Source organism: Myxococcus faecalis, assembly GCF_050039385.1.
Lineage (GTDB): Bacteria > Myxococcota > Myxococcia > Myxococcales > Myxococcaceae > Myxococcus > Myxococcus fulvus.
On the sequence record NZ_CP144336.1, the window covers coordinates 10523077 to 10539966 of the forward strand.

11 protein-coding genes are annotated in these 16890 nt (G+C 70.5%); 4 read left to right on the forward strand and 7 right to left on the reverse strand.

Going from position 1 to position 16890, the window contains the following annotated elements:
* Positions 1-62: 62 nt before the first annotated feature.
* Together VZQ01_RS41755 and VZQ01_RS41760 are read left to right on the forward strand one after the other, a co-directional pair.
* Positions 63-911, forward strand: coding sequence for a metallophosphoesterase (locus VZQ01_RS41755; RefSeq protein ID WP_223783243.1), 849 nt, complete (start codon positions 63-65; stop codon positions 909-911).
* An 88-nt stretch (positions 912-999) separates the two neighbouring features.
* Positions 1000-2721, forward strand: coding sequence for a DEAD/DEAH box helicase (locus VZQ01_RS41760; protein ID WP_223748685.1), 1722 nt, complete (start codon positions 1000-1002; stop codon positions 2719-2721).
* Between the two features lie 9 nt (positions 2722-2730).
* Here the strand turns inward: VZQ01_RS41760 and VZQ01_RS41765 are convergent, their stop codons facing one another.
* The 5 genes from VZQ01_RS41765 to VZQ01_RS41785 all read right to left on the reverse strand — a co-directional run bounded on the left by VZQ01_RS41765 (position 2731) and on the right by VZQ01_RS41785 (position 8682).
* Positions 2731-3411, reverse strand: a complete 681-nt coding sequence (locus VZQ01_RS41765) for a Fe2+-dependent dioxygenase (protein WP_223783242.1) — start codon at positions 3409-3411, stop codon at positions 2731-2733.
* A gap of 18 nt (positions 3412-3429) precedes the next feature.
* Positions 3430-5730 carry a TonB-dependent receptor gene (locus VZQ01_RS41770; RefSeq protein WP_426746440.1) on the reverse strand — a complete coding sequence of 767 codons (2301 nt, stop codon included), beginning with the start codon at positions 5728-5730 and terminating at the stop codon, positions 3430-3432.
* Positions 5731-5859: 129 nt separating this feature from the next.
* On the reverse strand, positions 5860-7182 hold the full coding sequence (locus VZQ01_RS41775; protein ID WP_426746441.1) for a PepSY-associated TM helix domain-containing protein: 1323 nt from the start codon (positions 7180-7182) through the stop codon (positions 5860-5862).
* Positions 7183-7190: 8 nt separating this feature from the next.
* Complete coding sequence (locus tag VZQ01_RS41780; RefSeq protein ID WP_426746442.1) at positions 7191-8060, reverse strand: energy transducer TonB; 870 nt, start codon at positions 8058-8060, stop codon at positions 7191-7193.
* Between the two features lie 133 nt (positions 8061-8193).
* Positions 8194-8682, reverse strand: coding sequence for an NUDIX hydrolase (locus VZQ01_RS41785; protein ID WP_223748690.1), 489 nt, complete (start codon positions 8680-8682; stop codon positions 8194-8196).
* Between the two features lie 238 nt (positions 8683-8920).
* On the opposite strand from VZQ01_RS41785, the gene gltB reads away from it, so the two are divergent.
* Both gltB and VZQ01_RS41795 read left to right on the forward strand, forming a co-directional pair.
* Positions 8921-13477, forward strand: coding sequence for a glutamate synthase large subunit (gene gltB / locus VZQ01_RS41790; protein ID WP_426746443.1), 4557 nt, complete (start codon positions 8921-8923; stop codon positions 13475-13477).
* A gap of 3 nt (positions 13478-13480) precedes the next feature.
* A complete protein-coding gene (locus VZQ01_RS41795) occupies positions 13481-14938 on the forward strand; it encodes a glutamate synthase subunit beta (protein ID WP_426746444.1) in 1458 nt (485 codons plus the stop codon).
* 30 nt (positions 14939-14968) lie between these two features.
* On the opposite strand, the gene VZQ01_RS41800 is transcribed toward VZQ01_RS41795, so the two are convergent.
* On the reverse strand, positions 14969-15580 hold the full coding sequence (locus tag VZQ01_RS41800; RefSeq protein ID WP_426746445.1) for a hypothetical protein: 612 nt from the start codon (positions 15578-15580) through the stop codon (positions 14969-14971).
* Between the two features lie 36 nt (positions 15581-15616).
* Complete coding sequence (locus VZQ01_RS41805; protein ID WP_426746446.1) at positions 15617-16720, reverse strand: carboxypeptidase-like regulatory domain-containing protein; 1104 nt, start codon at positions 16718-16720, stop codon at positions 15617-15619.
* Between the last annotated feature and the right edge of the window lie 170 nt (positions 16721-16890).

Consider the following 16890-nt stretch of genomic DNA (forward strand, 5'->3'; position numbering starts at 1 on the left):
GCCGCGAGCCCACCGCGTCGCTGCGCCGTCCGGCGCGCGGATGCGCCATGCTGGAGTCCCCCATGGCCCCGCCTCCCGACACCTTCTGCTTCGCCGCCGTGGGCGACGTGCACGGCCGGATGGACCGGATGGTGTCCACCCTCCAGTCCTGGGCGAAGAGCGCGAACCGGGAGCTGGCCTTCGTCCTCCAGGTCGGCGACTTCGAGCCGCACCGCGACGAGGCGGACCTGGCGACGATGGCCGCCCCCGCCCGCTACAAGCACCTGGGCGACTTCGCGCACTACCACCAGAAGCGTCGGCGCTTCCCCTGGCCCGTGTACTTCATCGGCGGCAACCACGAGCCCCACGGCTACCTGGACACAGCCCCCGAGGGCTTCCTGCTCACCTCCAACTGCCGCTACCTGGGCCGCGTCGGCGTCGTGGAGACCCGCGGCCTGCGCATCGCCGGCCTCTCCGGCATCCACGACGCCCCCGGCTTCCAGAAGCCCCACCCCGCCCTGTCCCTGCTCGGCACCGTCTCCAACAAGGACTATGCGTGTTTCAACGAGCAGGACATCGAGCAGGCCCTGGGGCTGGAGCGGGCGGACATCCTGCTCGTCCACGACTGGCCCTCCGGCCTCGTCGCCGCCGAGGACCGCCAGGACTTCGAGCACCAGCGCCGCAGCCCCCATGCGGACGCGGTGGGCAATGAGTACGCCCGACTGGTGGCCGAGGCGCTCCAGCCCCGGCTCGTCCTCTGCGGCCACCTGCACAAACGCTATCGGGCCACCTTGAAGTGGGCCTCCGGCGCGGAGTCCCCGGTCTGCTGTCTGGCGAGCGTGGAGCAGGGCGCGGAGGCCTTCGCCCTCTTCCAGGTCTCCCGGGGCGCCATCCAGGAGGTCACCCACCTGGGCACACTGCCTGTCCGCTGAGGCCGACACGCACGCCTGGGCGATAGATGTGGGACAGAACGGCGATTCTTCGAGGCACGAGGGCGGAGGCCGGTGGTACAAGCCCCGCGTGACTTCCGCACCGCCGTCCTCGCCCCCCGACGCCACCTTCGAATCCCTGGGCCTCAAGCCCCAGCTCGTGGAGGCGCTCACCGCCCTCGGATACGAGGAGCCCACGCCCATCCAGAACGCCTCCCTGCCGCCGCTGCTCGCCGGCAAGGACCTGCTGGGCATCGCCGCCACCGGCACCGGCAAGACGGCGGCCTTCGCCCTCCCGCTGCTGCACCACCTGGTTCCAGGAGAGGCCGGCCCCCACGCCACCTCCGCGCTGGTGCTCGTGCCCACGCGCGAATTGGCCATGCAGGTCTCCGAGGCCATCCACCGCTACGGCCAGAAGCTCGGCGCCACCGTGCTGCCCCTCTATGGTGGACAGGTCATCGGCCAGCAGCTGCGCGTGCTCAAGCGGGGCGTGGACGTCGTCGTCGCCACCCCGGGCCGCGCACTGGACCACCTGCGCCGGGGCACGCTGCAGCTCGACAACGTGCGCACCGTGGTGCTCGACGAGGCCGACGAGATGCTCGACATGGGCTTCGCCGATGACCTCGAGGCCATCCTGTCCGGCACGCCCGAGGACCGCCAGACGGCCCTCTTCTCCGCCACCCTGCCGCCGCGCATCGCCAGCATCGCCGAGCGCCACCTGCGCCAGCCGGTGCGCGTGCGCATCGCCAAGGAGAAGGTGGAGCCGGGCGAGCTGCCGCGCATCCGCCAGACGGCGTACATCGTCCCGCGCGCGTTCAAGATCGCCGCGCTCGGGCGCCTGCTCGACGTGGAGTCCCCCACCGCCGCCATCATCTTCTGCCGCACGCGCACGGAGGTGGATGACCTCACCGTGTCGCTCAACGGCCGGGGCTGGCGCGCGCACGCGCTCCACGGCGGCATGACGCAGGAGCAGCGGGACAGGGTCATCAAGCAGCTCAAGTCCCACGGCACGGACCTGCTCGTGGCCACGGACGTGGCGGCGCGCGGCCTGGACATCCCGCGCCTGTCCCACGTGGTGAACTTCGACGTGCCCAACGCCCCGGAGGCGTACGTGCACCGCATCGGCCGCACGGGCCGCGCCGGCCGCGAGGGCGTGGCCATCACCCTGGTGGAGCCGCGCGAGGCCCGGCTCGTGCGCAACATCGAGAAGGTCACCGGCCAGCGCATCCAGGTGTCCACCGTCCCCACCGTGGCGGACCTGCGCGCCAAGCGGCAGGAGCTCCTGCGCGCCACCCTGCGCGAGACGCTGGTGGCAGGCGGACAGGACTCGTTCCGGGGGCTGGTGGAGGACCTGGCCAGCGAGTACGAGCCGCTCGACATCGCCGCCGCCGCGGTGAAGCTGCTCCAGGACGCCCAGGACGAGGGCCGCGCGAAGGAGGAGGAGGACATCCCCGCCGTCGCGCCGAAGGAGGACCGCAAGGAGCGCCCCGGCCGTCCCGGTGCTCCCGCGGGCCGCTCCGGTCCTGGCCGTCCCGAGCGCGGGGGACCGCGCCGTGGAGGCCCGGCCCCGACGTGGGACGTCACCCGCCTGTGGATCGGCGCGGGTCGTCAGGCCGGCATGCGCCCCGCGGACCTGGTGGGCGCCATCGCGGGTGAGGCGGGCCTGGACTCGTCGCAGATCGGCGCCATCCAGATTGGCGACGGCTTCTCGCTGGTGGAGGTGCCGGAGCCGGACGCCAACCGCGTCATCGCCGCGCTGAAGGCGGCGACGATTCGCGGCCGCAAGGTCATCGTCCGCAAGGACCGGGGCTGAGCGGACGACTCAGGGCTCCGCCCATTGGCGGAGCAGGTTGTGGTACACGCCCGTCAGCATGACCAGCGAGGGGCTTGAGGGCACCTCCTGGTGGAGCTGGGTGATGGACGCATCCAGGTCGAACAGCAGCGCGCGCTGGGACACGTCGCGCACCATCGACTGAATCCAGAAGAACGACGCCAGCCGCGCGCCCCGCGTCACGGGTGTGACGTGGTGCAGGCTGGTCGCCGGGTAGAGGATGAGGTCCCCCGCCGGCAGCTTCACGGCGTGGTGGCCGTAGGTGTCCTCCACCACCAGCTCGCCCCCGTCATAGCTGTCCGGCTCCGACAGGAAGAGCGTGGCGGACACATCCGTGCGCACGCGCTGACCGGTGCCCGGGATGCGCCGGATGGCGTTGTCCACGTGCGAGCCGAAAGACATGCTCGCGTCATAGCGGTTGAACAGCGGCGGGAAGATGCGCTGGGGCAGCGCGGCGGAGAGGAACAGCGCGCTCTTCTCCAGCCCCGCCAGCACCAGCTCCCCCAGCTCGCGCGCGGCGGCGCCGCCCTCGGGGAGCTGGAGGTTCTTCTTCACCTGGCCGGACTGGTGGCCGGCCGTGATCCGGCCGTCCGCCCAGTCCGCCTGCTCCATCACCTGACGGCAATGGGCCACCTCGGAGGCGGTCAGGACCTTCGGGATGTGCAACATCATGACCGCGCTCCTGGGAGACTAGAACCGGTACCGCGCCGTCAGCAGGGCCGACATGCCGTCCGCGGGCACGGCGTGACCGCCGTAGTACTGGTCGTAGTACAGCACGTTGGTGAGGTTGTAGACGTTGAGCTGGAGCTGCGCCTTGCCCAGGGCGTAGCTCGCGAACGCGTCGAAGCGCCAGAAGTTCGGCACGAAGCTGGTGGCCGTGTTGGCGTTCGCCGGGTTGTTGACGCTCGTCACGTCCTGGAAGACGGCGCCGCCGCCGAGCGTGAAGTCCTTGAGCGGCGAGTACGTGGTCCACAGCGAGATGCTGTGGCGCGGCGTGTTCGGGAGCCGCTGACCGATGAGGTACTCGTTGGTGTGCTCCAGGATGGCGGAGTCCATCAGGGTGTAGTTGGCGAGCACCTTCCAGCGCTCGACGATGGTGCCGGCGATGCCGACGTTGAAGCCCTGCACGCGCTGCTCCCCCTGGAGCACCTGCGGCGGTCCCTCCGGGTCCGTGTTGGGCACGCGCGCGTCCGTCTTGCGCACGCGGAACACGGCGGCCGTCAGGCCCAGGCGGTCCTCGAACAGCTCCGCCTTGGCGCCCGCCTCCAGGATGGCGTTCTTCTCCGGGTCCAGGCTCATCGTGTCGGCGGACACCGAGCCCAGCTCCGCGGACGGGCTGGAGGACGTGCCGTACATGCCGTACACGCTGACCTTGTCCACCGGGTGCAGCACCACGCCCGCGCGCCAGTTGAGCGTGTGGTCGCTGTCGCGCAGGCGCGTCTTCGCGCCCGAGGCGGCCACCTGCGAGTAGTCCGTGTTGAACACGTCCCAGCGCAGCGAGCCCAGCACCTCCACGTACTCGCCCAACTGGAGCTGGTCCGCGGCGTACAGGCCGAGGGTGCGCTGGATGCTCACGCTGGAGCTGGCGAACACCGGGGACACGGCGGACAGGTCCGGCTCCGCGTCGGGGTTGAACAGGTCCGCCGGGAGGTTGGGGCCGGTGGGCAGGCCGGTGGCGTTGAGGTTGTCACGCGCCTGGCCGCGCTTCTCCCAGGACAGGTCGAGCCCCACGTTGGCGGTGTGCGTGATGAACCCCGTCTGGAGTTCACCGCCCACGGTGGCCTGGTTGGAGAGGTAGGAGTTGTCCGTCTCCGTCTGGAAGCGCTGACGGCCGATGGTCGTCGGGTCCGCGGCGGGCGTGAGGCCGCGCGGCGCGGTGGGGCTGGCGAAGCGGTCCACGCGGCCGAAGCGCAGCGTGTTGGTGAACTGGAGCGAGTCCCCCAGGCCCTGGATGACGCGGGCCGTGGCGACGTGCGCGTCCACGCGCTCCTTGTCGGCCTTCACGCCGTAGAAGTTCTCGCGCGGCACGTCCAGCGTCTCGGGCACGGGGCGGCCGTTGAAGTACGGCACGCCGTAGTCAGGGATGCCGTCCTCGCGCTGGAAGAGGTAGTCGAGCTCCAGCGTGGTGGACTCCGCCATCTTCAGGCGCAGCGACGGGGCGAGGCCCAGGCGGTTGTCGCGCACGACGTCGCGGCCCGCGGTGGAGGCGAGCTGGCCCATGGCGTTGACTCGGACCTGGAGGTCGTCGGACAGCACCTGGTTGACGTCCGCCTCCAGGCGGCCCGAGGGCGCGGTGCCGCCGCTGAGGGCGACCTCCTGGAAGTTGGTGCGCTGGGGCTTCTTCGTCGCCAGGTTGATGGCGCCGCCCGCGGAGCCCCGGCCGAAGAGGACGGCGGACGGGCCGAAGTAGGCCTCCACGCCCTCCAGGTTGAACGTGTCGCGCGTGAACCAGCCCAGGTCGCGCGCGCCGTCGCGGGAGATGTCGTTCTGCGCGGAGAAGCCCCGCAGGATGAACGCGTCACCCTGACGGCCCCCCTCTCCGGCGCTCATGGTGATGCCGGAGACGTTGCGCAGCGCGTCCCGCACGGACGTGGCCTGCTGCTCCTCGAGCACGGCCTCCGAGACCACCGTCACCGACTGCGGCGTGTTGACCAGCGCGCGCTGGGCGCGGGGCAGCGAGCTCTCGCGGACCTGGTAGCCCTCCGCCTCGGCCTGCACCTCGACGGTGGGCAGCGTGAAGTGGCCCTCGGTGCCCTGCGTCCCGGGCGCCTCGCCCTGCGCGGGCTGCGCGTCCTGGGGCTGCGCGACGACGGACTCCTCCGCGGCCACCGGCTCCGGAGCGACGGCCGGCTCCTGGGCCACCGCGCCACCCGCGGCCAGCGCGGAGGCGAGCCCCACCGCCGGCCCCCACGGCTTCAGCGCCGCGCGGACGCCTCCGACATGACCGACGCTCGTTCGAATCCCCGGGCTGCGTGACTTGCTGAAAGACATGGCGCTCCCCACTCCCCGACCCTCACGGGTCGTCTCGGATGTATCTTGAGAATGACTGCGATTTTCAAAGTCGGAATTGATGACGCCCGAGGGCATCGCGGGAACCTCGCCCGCCCGGTGCGATGGAACCTAGACGGGGGTCTCCGACGCGCCCGTGGCCACGGGCTCGGTGTGGCGCGGCTGGCGCTTCGGGAAGAAGCGACGCCACGACAGGGCGAAGCCGGTCCACACGAGGAAGACGCCACCGAGCGAGGCGATGGCGGCGATGAGCTGGCCGGGCCAGCCGAGCGCCTCGCCGGTGTGGAGGAAGCGCAGCCAGGTGCGGACCTTGCGGCCGCTGTTGAAGTCGGCGTAGCCCTCGCGCTTGGCGACCTCGCCCGAGAAGGGATTCAGCGCGTACTGCGTGGCGGCGAAGTACGGCCAGCCGTCCTCCACCTTCACGTTGAAGTTGACGGTGTCCACCTTGCCGTCGGACTTGCCTTCACCGTCAGGACCGCGACGCTGGGACTCCGCCCCCTCGCGCGACGCCCCCTCGGCGCCCTTGCCGCCGCGTCGGCCCCCCTCACCTCTCGGTGCCCCCGGCGCATTGCCACCCGCCCCGCGCGGATGCGACGGCAGCCGGTACGTGATGCTCTCCCACGTCGGGGCCTGCCCCTGCACCACGGCCAGCAGCGAACCAAGGTCCTTGCGCACGGCGTCCTCGGACGGAGGCGCCACCTTCACGCCCGCCGAGCCCGGTCCCTGCTGCGCCGGAGGGGCGTTGCCCGTCAGCGTGTACACGAAGTCGGACGCCCACTTGTACGAGATGACCATGCCCGACGCCGTGAGGACGATGAGCACGGGCAGCGTCCAGAAGCCGATGACGTTGTGCCAGTTGAAGTCGCGCGGCTTGCCCTTCAGCCCCCGCCGGAACCACAGCACCGGACGCACCGTCTTCAGCGTCCACTTGCGAGGCCACCACAGGTACAGGCCGGAGATCGCCAGGAACAGGAAGCCCGCGTTGCACGCGCCGGTGATGGCCTTGCCCACCGCGCGGTTGTCGCCGCCCAGCGCGATCCACCGGTGCCACTCCACCATCACCTGGAAGAACGAGCGCCAGCCCTTCGCCGAGCTCTCGCGCACCTCGCCCGTGTACGGGTTCACGAACACCACGCCCGCGCGTCCCAGCGCCACCTGCGTCGCCGAGGTCTCCGACGGGAACACCGTCACACCCGACACCTGCGCGTCCGGCTTCGCGTCGCGAACCTTGGCGATCATCTCCTCGAGCGACAGCCGCGTCGTCCCCGGCCCGGGAGCGGACACGGTGCGCGCCTCGGAGTCCGCCCAGTCGAGCACCTGGTTCTCGAAGGCGATGGCCACCCCCGTCACCGACATGATGGCGACGACGATGCCCACCACGACTCCAACGACGAGATGAATCCAGAACAGCGTCTTGCGAAACGGGAGGGCCATGGGCTGCTTCACTTCAACGAGAACTGCACGGGGAGCTCGAGGATGACACGCACGGGACGCCCCAGTCGGCCGATGGCCGGCGTGAAGCGCCACCGGTTGACGGCGGAGATGGCCGCCGCGTCGAGCGACGGAATCGAGCGGATGACGCGCGTGTGCTCCGTCTCCACCTCGCCATCCGTGCCGACGATGATTCGCACCAGCACCAGCCCCTGGATGCCGTCGCTCCGCGCACGTCGCGGATATTCGGGACGGGGCTGCTTCAACACCGCCGGAGCCCGCAGGACCTGCCCAAGCCCCACCGCGTCCCCCGCGCCGCCGGACGCGCCGACGATGCCGCCCTGCACGCCACCCTCCACCCCACCCGCGACACCGCCCGCCACCACCGGCCCGGGCCCCGACTCCGTCCGGGCGCCCGAGTCCGACTCCGGCAACGACTCATCCTGGGCGACGGCCGGCGACTCCTCGGGCTTGGGCGGCTCGACGACCTCCGGCTTCGGCTCCGGCAGGGGCTGGGGCACCACCGCCCGAGGCTCCACCACCGGGCGCGCCACCCGGGCTCGCGCGGGCCGCGAGGCGCGCTCCTTCGCCGCCTGCCGCGGCTGTCCACCCGAGGCCGGCGGCGGCGGCCTGAAGGTCAGCAGCACCAGCTCCGGCTCGGGCTCCACCACCCGCTCCACCGGGTGCGCCGCGAACGCCAGCCCGGCGGCCAGCCCACCCGCGTGGACCGCCACCGCCACCGCCAGCGCACGTCCCCACCGGGACCCGACGCCCACGCCCTCCGACGACTCGCCCATCCGGAAGAGGGTTCCGGACGGAGTCGCGACACCCGAGGTGGGGGCCTCGGCGGAGACTGCGTGGGCGCCGATATTGAGAATCATTCTCATTATCTGAAGTTCCCCAGAAGTACGCCTCTCGGGGAGCGTCGTCAACGCACCGCGCGCGAAGTCGGGAAATTTTCCACACAGGCTGATAGCGCCCGTACCCCGAGCGGAAAGAGCACCCGGACACCCCTCAAAGGCGCGTGTAGCTCCAGCTCACCGCGCGGCCGCCGGAGTACGGCATCACGCCATGAAACACGCGGGGGTCCTCGTCGAAGACGAGCGGCAGGAAGTGCCTGTCACCGTCCCACATGGGCAGCCGAGGCAGCTCGGTGAGGGGAACCCAGGACAGCGTGCCCTCGGCGTTGCGCTCCAGCGGGGTGCCCTCGAAGGCGTCGATGCGGAAGACGAAGCCGAGCCAGTCCTCGCCCTGCTTGCCGAAGCCGGGCCAGGAGAGCGTGCCGCGCAGGACCATGCGGGTGCACTCGATGCCGGCCTCCTCGCGAATCTCGCGGCGCATGCAGGCGGCCACGTCCTCGTCGCGCTCCATCTTCCCACCCAGGCCGTTGTACTTGCCCAGGTGCGCGTCCTCCGGCCTCGCGTTGCGGTGGATGAGCAGCACGCGGCGCTGATCCGGCGACATCACGTAGCCCAGGGTGCCGATGATGGGTGAATAGGGCATGGCGCGCTCCTCATGACGCCGCGCGAGGAGAGCTCGCCCGGGCGGAGCGCTTCATAGCGGATCCGCCGACGGGCCACGGCCCGAGCCTGCGTCCGAGAGGGGCCCCCTGTTGGCACCCTGCCCCACCGCCCCTCTGACGGCCCCCTGCTCCTGCCCGTCTTTACGAGAGTCGACGCGACGCGTTAGCGTAGAGCCACACAGCGATGACCTCCCGCGTCAGGCGGGAAAGGGGAAGTTGATGACCGCGATCCTCCCCGGCCGGTACGGCCTCTATGAGCCCGAGACCGAACACGACGCCTGCGGGGTGGGCTTCGTGGCCCACCTGCGAGGTGAGCGCTCTCGAGGAATCGTCGAGGACGCGCTGGAGCTGCTCAACCGGCTGAGTCACCGGGCGGCGGCGGGGAAGGATCCACGGACGGGCGACGGCGCCGGCATCCTGGTGCAGTTGCCGCACCGCTTCTTCGAGCACGAGGCGCCGGACCTGGGCTTCGAGCTGCCCCCGCGTCGGCAGTACGGCGTGGCGCAGGTGTTCCTGCCCAAGGAGGTGGACGCGAGGGCCGCGTGTGAGGCGGCGCTCGAGGAGGTGGTGGCCGAGGAGGGCCAGCGCGTGCTGGGCTGGCGCGACGTGCCGGTGGCGCCCGAGCACCTGGGGCCGGTGGCGCTGGAGGCCGCGCCGGTCATCCGGCAGCTCTTCATCGCGCGGCGGCGCGTGGTGCCCAGCGCCTTCGAGCGCAAGCTCTACCGCATCCGCAAGCTGACGGAGAACCGCGTGCAGGCGCGCGGCGTGGACCCCAAGGGCCGCTTCCACATCGCCAGCCTCTCGTCGGAGACGCTCATCTACAAGGGCCTGCTCCTGCCCGCGGACCTGCCGCGCTTCTACCTGGACCTGCAGCACACGGAGTTCGTCAGCGCGCTGGGGCTGGTGCACTCGCGCTTCTCCACGAACACGTTCCCCACGTGGGAGCTGGCGCAGCCGTTCCGCTTCATCGCGCACAACGGCGAAATCAATACGCTGCGTGGCAACCGCAACTGGATGACGGCGCGGCGCGGGCTGCTCCAGACGGCGCGGCTGGGCGGGAGCCTGGAGCCGCTGTGGCCCATCATCGTCCCGGGCAAGAGCGACTCGGCGCAGTTCGACAACATGGTGGAGCTGCTCTACCTGGGCGGGCGCACCCTGCCCCACGCGATGATGATGATGATTCCGGAGGCGTGGGAGGGCGACGCGCTGATGTCGGACGAGAAGCGCGCGTTCTACGAGTACTCATCCGCGCTGCTGGAGCCGTGGGACGGGCCCGCGGCCATCGCCTTCACGGACGGGCAGCTCATCGGCGCGACGTTGGACCGCAATGGCCTGCGGCCGGCGCGCTACCTCGTCACCGAGGATGACCGCATCATCCTGGCCTCGGAGACGGGGGTCATCGACGTGCCGCCCGCGCAGGTGCGCCGCAAGGGGCGCCTGACGCCGGGCCGCATGCTGCTGGTGGACACCACCGAGGGACGCATCCTCGAGGACGAGGAGGTGAAGCGGGACATCAGCACACGCTGGCCGTACCGCAAGTGGCTGGAGCGCAACGTCTTCACCTTCGACGACCTGCCCACCGTGGCCGCGCCGGAGCGGCTGCGCGGCGACGAGCTGACGCGGCTGCAGGGGGCGTTCGGCTACACGGTGGAGGACATCCGCACGGTGCTGACGCCCATGGCGGAGACGGGCAAGGAGCCCGTGGGCTCCATGGGCACGGACACGCCGCTCGCGGTGCTCAGCGACCAGGCCCCGAGCCTCTTCTCGTACTTCCACCAGCTCTTCGCGCAGGTGACCAACCCGCCCATCGATCCGCTGCGCGAGAAGCTGGTGATGACGCTGGCCACGGCGCTGGGCCCGGAGAGCAACACCTTCGAGGAGACGCCGGAGCAGTGCCACCGGCTGTCGCTGCCCGGCCCCATCCTCACCAACGGGCAGCTCGCGAGGCTCGCGAGCATCCGGGGCGAGGGCCTGTTCGAGACGCGGCGCCTGTCGCTGCTCTACCCGCTGGAGGGTGGCGAGGGCGCGCTGGAGGACGCGGTGGAGAAGCTGTGCGCCGCGGCGGTGGACGCCGTGGACGCGGGCGCGAGCATCCTGCTCTTGAGCGACCGGGGCGTGGACGTCACGCACGCGGCGATTCCCGCGCTCTTGGCCATGTCGGCGGTGCACCAGCGCCTGGTGCGCGACGGCATCCGCATGTACACGGGCCTGTTGCTGGAGACGGCGGAGGCGCGTGAGGTGCATCACTTCGCCTGCCTCTTCAGCTACGGCGCGGCGGCGGTGAATCCGTACCTCGCGCTGGACACGGTGCGAGCGCTGGCGGACGCGGGCGAGCTGGGCGTGGACGCGGAGAAGGCGCAGGACCTCTACGTCCACGCGGTGGAGGAAGGGCTGATGAAGGTGATGTCCAAGATGGGCATCTCCACGCTCCAGTCCTACCGGGGCTCGCAGCTCTTCGAGGCGGTGGGGCTCGAGCGCGGGCTCATCGAGCGGCACTTCACCGGCACGTCCTCGCGCGTGGAGGGCGTGGGCCTGCCAGAGCTGGGGCGCGAGGTGGCGGAGCGGCATGCCCGGGGCTTCGAGCAGCCCGAGGGCGAGCTGCCCCTGGGAGGCCAGTACCGGTGGCGACGCCAGGGCGAGCGGCACAAGTGGAACCCGGCCACCATCGCGAAGCTCCAGGCGGCGGTGCGCGGCAACGACGCGACGCTGTTCGCCGAGTACTCGCGACTGGCGGACGACGAGACGCGCGAGCACTGCAACCTGCGCGGGCTGTTGGAGATCTCGACGGAGCGCTGTCAACCGGTGGCCCTCGATGAGGTCGAGTCGGCGCTGTCGCTCGCGCGTCGGTTCGTCACGGGCGCCATGTCGTTCGGCTCCATCAGCGCGGAGGCCCACGAGACCTTGGCCATCGCGATGAACCGGCTGGGTGGGCGCTCGAACAGCGGCGAGGGTGGCGAGGAGTCGCGTCGCTACTCGCCGGACGACGACGGCAACCTGCGCCGCAGCGCCATCAAGCAGGTGGCGAGCGCGCGCTTCGGCGTCACCACCGAGTACCTGGTGAACGCGGACGAGCTGCAGATCAAGGTCGCCCAGGGCGCGAAGCCCGGTGAGGGCGGCCAGCTCCCGGGACACAAGGTGGACGAGCGCATCGCGCGGGTGCGTTGGTCCACGCCGGGCGTGACGCTCATCTCCCCTCCCCCGCACCACGACATCTACTCCATCGAGGACCTGGCGCAGCTCATCTACGACCTCCAGTCCACGAACCCGTCGGCGCGGGTGAGCGTGAAGCTGGTGAGCGAGGTGGGCGTGGGCACCATCGCCGCGGGCGTGGCCAAGGCGGGCGCGGGCTGCGTCGTCGTCTCGGGCTACGAGGGCGGCACGGGCGCGTCCCCCATCTCGAGCATCCACCACGCGGGGCTGCCGTGGGAGCTGGGGCTGGCGGAGACGCAGCAGGTGCTGGTGCACAACGGCCTGCGCTCGCGCATTCGGGTGCAGGTGGATGGAGGCCTGCGCACCGCGCGCGACGTGCTGGTGGCCGCGCTCCTGGGAGCCGAGGAGTTCGGCATGGCCACCGCGAGCCTCGTGGCCGTGGGCTGCGTGATGCTGCGCAAGTGCCATCTCAATACGTGCTCGGCGGGCATCGCCACGCAGGATGGCGCGCTGCGCGAGCGCTTCCAGGGCAAGCCCGAGGACGTGGTGAACTTCTTCCTGCTCATCGCGGAGGACCTGCGCCGGAAGATGGCGGAGCTCGGGGCGCGGAGCCTGGAGGAGCTGGTGGGCCGGGTGGACCTCTTGCGCCAGCGCGCGTCGGTGGACCACTGGAAGGCGCGGCGGATGGACCTGTCCGCGCTGCTGGCGGCTCCGGCCGCTCCGGAGAGCGAGCCGCGGCACTGCGTCGAGGCTCGGTCCAAGGACGTGTCGGACCACCTGGACCACGAGCTGCTGCGGGACGCGAAGGCCGTGCTGGAGGGCGGCCCGGCGATGCTGCTGACGCGGCCGGTGAGCAACACGCACCGCGCGGTGGGGACGATGCTCTCCGGCGAGATTGCGCGGAGACATGGCGCGCGAGGGCTGCCGGATGGGCGGCTGCACGTGCGGCTGAAGGGCTCGGCGGGACAGAGCTTCGGTGCGTTCCTGGTGTCCGGCGTCACGTTGGAGCTGGAGGGCGACGCGAACGACTACGTGGGCAAGGGGCTGTCGGGTGGGCGCATCATCGTCTACCCGCACGCGTCGAGCCGGTTCGTGGCCGAGGAGAACGTGCTGGTGGGCAACACGGCGCTCTACGGCGCGACGGCGGGCGAGGTGTACCTGCGCGGGCTCGCGGGTGAGCGCTTCGCGGTGCGCAACAGCGGCGCGCAGGCGGTGGTGGAGGGCGTGGGGGACCACGGCTGCGAGTACATGACGGGCGGCGTGGTGGTGGTGCTAGGGCCCACGGGCCGCAACTTCGCGGCGGGCATGAGCGGCGGCACGGCGTACGTGTTGGACCGGGAGATGGCCTTCCGGCAGCGGTGCAATCTGGAGATGGTGGAGCTGGAGTCGTTGGTGGACGAGTCGGAGATCTGGCTCGTGCACGGGATGATCGAGCGGCACCTGCGGCATACACACAGCTCGCTGGCGCGGCGGGTGCTCGACAACTGGGAGCTGATGGTGCCCCGGTTCGTGAAGGTGATGCCGACGGACTACAAGCGCGTGCTGCAGGCGCGGCGCGCGGCGAAGAAGCCCCCGGAGACCTCGGTGGGTGCGCAGCTCCAACACGTCGTGGGCGGGAGGGGCTGAGCGATGGGCAAGCCGACCGGATTCACTGAGTGGGGCCGCGTCCACGCGCCGAAGCGGGACAAGCAGGAGCGGCTCGGGGACTACCGCGAGTTCACGCTGCCGCTCGCGGCCGAGGAGGCGAAGCGACAGGCCGGACGCTGCATGGACTGTGGTGTCCCCTTCTGTCACCAGGGTTGTCCCCTGGGGAACCTCATCCCGGACTTCAACGAGGCCGTGTACCGGGGCCGCTGGCGCGAGGCGTATGAGCTGCTGAGCCGCACCAACGGGTTCCCGGAGATGACGGGGCGGCTGTGCCCCGCGCCGTGCGAGGCGGCGTGCGTGCTCGCCATCGACCGGGACGCGGTGACGATCGAGCAGATGGAGAAGGAGATCTCCGAGCGGGCGTTCGCGGAGGGCTGGGTGAAGCCTCGGCCGCCGGCTCGGAGGACGGGGCGCACGGTGGGCGTGGTGGGCTCGGGGCCCGCAGGCCTGGCGGCGGCGGCGCAGCTCAACGCGGCAGGGCACACCGTCACGGTGTACGAGCGGGATGCGCACGTCGGCGGCTTGCTGCGCTACGGCATCCCGGACTTCAAGCTGGAGAAGTCCGTGGTGGACCGGCGGATTGCATTGATGGAGGCGGAGGGCGTGGTGTTCCGCACGGGCGTGGACGTGGGGGGCTCGGTGAGCTTCCGCGAGCTGCGCGGGCGGCATGACGCGCTGCTGCTGGCGATGGGGGCGCGAAGGGCGCGAGAGCTGGAGGTGGAGGGGCGCGAGCTGTCCGGGGTGGTGCAGGCGATGGAGTACCTGGAGCACCAGAACCGGCTCGTGGGTGGGCACGGCGAGGCGCAGGCGCGGCTGGATGCGTCGGGGAGGAACGTGGTGATCCTGGGCGGTGGTGACACGGGCTCGGATTGTCTGGGCACGGCGCTGCGCCAGGGCGCGAAGAGCGTGCGGCAGGTGGAGCTGTTCCCGGCGCCACCTGTGATTCGCTCGGCGGAGAACCCGTGGCCCCGGTGGCCGGTGGTGTTCCGGACGTCGTCGAGTCAGGAGGAAGGCGGCGAGCGCGCGTTCGCGATGATGACGAAGCGGCTGGAGGGGACGGAGGGGAAGCTGGAGAGACTGCACGCGGTGAAGGTGGAGGTGCAGCGCTCCGTGGGTGGAGGGACGAGGCTCGTGGAGGTGCCGGGCTCGGAGACGACGCTCGAGGTGGATCTGTTGATCCTCGCGATGGGGTTCACGGGGCCGGAGACCACGGGGCTCGAGGAGCTGGGCGTGGCGATTTCGCCGAGAGGCACGGTGCAGGTGGACTCACGCTTCGCCACGTCGGCGGAGGGTGTCTACGGCGCGGGTGACGCGAGCCGAGGAGCCAGCCTCATCGTCTGGGCGTTGTCAGACGGACGGGAGGCCGCGAAGTCCATCGACGCGTACCTGTCCGGCGGCGTCTCCGTGTTGCCGACGCGCGGCGCGGACAGTCCGTTCTGAGCAGGTTGGGCACATAGATAACCGAGGTCGTCACGGCTCGAAGGTCTGCAGGTCCAGCCCACCTGCGACGAGCTCGGCCACAGTGACGCGCTGGTCCAGCCTTTCGACCGGACAGCCCCACAGCGCGACGATGGCGCGGTCCAGCTTGCGAGCCAGTGCGTTCGCGGACCGCGCATGGGCGGCCAGTTCCTCGGCCACTCCTGCGGCCAGGGGCTGAAGCTCCTCTGGCATCCGCGAGCGGTCGAAGGTCAACTGATACGGGTCCCCGGCAATCGCTCCCGAGCCGACCTCAGGCAAACCCAACACCCGACTGCGCATCCACCAAGATCGGCCCAAGGCATCATCCCACTCAGGCTCGCCGACGACGCCGAGCGCCCGAAGCAGTTCGGGCCCCGAGGTCAGTTCCTGAATCGCTCGCCGCTGCGGCAGCGCCTCGAGGCCAAACCGCTCGAACAACACGTCTCCCAGCGAGCGATACCACCCCGCGAGCTCCTCGTGCTGGCCCGCATGCATCCAGGCCAGCGCCGAGCCGATTGTGACGAGGTCCGCGGGCTCCAGTACCTCCGACTCGAAGAGGTACCGGTAGTCCCGGGGAACGAAGGGCGTCAGCGAGGCCGTGAGCGAATCAGGGATGAGAGACATATCCGGCCCCGCCCTGCGAAGGGCAACAGGTGTCTGCTACTCCAGCACCCGCTCCAACCTCATGTCGTCGACCCACAAGACCCAGTCGGGTCCCGGGCCGCTGCGTGAACGCTCGATACACACCATCGCCGTGGCGTCACCACTCTTCTCCACGACGAAGGTCCGGGTCATGACCTGCCAGGAGGTATCGACGCCCTCACCCACTGAGGAGAAGTACAGATCAGCCCAGCCCAAATCTGGCATCTTCGACTCCAACCGAATGAAGTTGCCGTTCGAATAATCCTCTGGGAGCGAGGGGTCCGGCCGGCCGAACGCCTCTCGCATATAGCGGAACGAGAGGCGGTAGCGAGCTCCCTGCACGAGGAGCTTCCCCGGGATGCGCTGCTTGATCCCATCGAAAATGTTCGAGAAGTTGCCCGTGCCGCGCACGGATCGTGTTCCCGAATAGGCCCGCTCATCACTCACGACCCATTGCTGGTCCGGGCCCAGCGTGAACCCCGTGGGCGTCGAGCCGACAGCGAACTCCTCGAAGTCGCCACCCTGCACCAGGTTCACATTGGGCATCGGCAGACGCTTGATGTTGCTGCCCGCCAGTCGCCCGAAGTCATTCATCACGAAGAGCCGGTAGAAGAAGACGTCACCGGGACGTACGTCCTCGTCCACGAACTCCGTCTCTCCCGGCACCATGCCCACGTACACCAGCGTTCCCGTGGACTCATCGAGCGCGGCGCTCTTCGCCCGGTACAACTTGTACTCACGGAAGTCCGCGCCCGAGTACGGGTTCCACGACAGCCGGACGGTGCCGGCATCGACGACCACGGGCTCCTGGAGGCGCGTGGGCCGCGGCAACCGCAGCTCCGCCGTGACGTCCACCTCCGCCATGAAGCGCTGCTCGTTGAGCGCCCCATCCTCCGCCTGATAACGCGCGGTGACCTCGTGTCGCCCCGACGGAGCGCTCAGCTTGAAGCGCCCATCCGCGTCCGTCTCCGTGCTCGCGCTCGGCGATTCGGTCAGGTACACGAGCGCGCCCTGCACGGGCTGCCCTTCCTGCGTCACCCGGCCCACGAGCCCATCACTCGCCCCACCGCAGGCCAGTACCACCACGGCACACGCCACCATCCCGACTAGCTTCAATCGCATTGTGTCCTCGACTCCGGCCCTGGCTGGATTGTCTAGCACCAGTCCCCGCACCAAGACCACTGGACGCGAATGGGACTGGCAGTCTTTGCGCGCCAACACTCCCCACCCCTGCTCTCTCGTCAAACAGACACTTCCCCTCCCCAGGGGGTGGCTTCACGCGCGCCTGGAAC